The following is a 423-nucleotide window of genomic DNA, read 5'->3' as shown; positions in this document are numbered from 1 at the left end:
ATGTAGCGCTTGGCGCCGTCCGCGTAGTGCAGCAGCGCGATGCGGGCGGTGCGGTTCGGGTCGTACTCGATGTGCGCGACGGTGGCGGGCACGCCGTCCTTGTCGTGGCGACGGAAGTCGACCAGGCGGTACTGGCGCTTGTGGCCGCCGCCCTTGTGACGGGTGGTGATGCGACCGGTGTTGTTGCGGCCGCCGGTCTTGTGCAGCGGACGGAGAAGGGACTTCTCCGGCGTGGACCGGGTGATCTCTGCGAAGTCGGCCACGGACGAGCCACGCAGGCCCGGGGTGGTCGGCTTGTACTTACGGATAGCCATGTGTCAGTTCCTCGATTAAGTGGTCTCCGCACGCCGATCAGGCGAGCGGACCTCCGAAGATGTCGATGGTCCCGTCCTTGAGCGTGACGATGGCACGCTTGGTGGACTT

The 423-nt window shown here is 66.0% G+C and carries 2 pseudogenes; both read right to left on the bottom strand.

Annotated elements, in window-relative coordinates:
• Nucleotides 1-314, bottom strand: a pseudogene (locus ACFWJO_RS40745) (50S ribosomal protein L2); the annotation flags it as partial.
• A 37-nt stretch (nt 315-351) separates the two neighbouring features.
• A pseudogene (locus tag ACFWJO_RS40740) lies at nt 352-423 on the bottom strand (50S ribosomal protein L23); the annotation flags it as partial.

The sequence above is a fragment of the Streptomyces sp. NPDC127092 genome (assembly GCF_042722475.1).
GTDB lineage: Bacteria > Actinomycetota > Actinomycetes > Streptomycetales > Streptomycetaceae > Streptomyces.
Note: the sequence above shows the minus strand (reverse complement) of the source record. Positions and strands in the feature narration are given on the sequence as shown.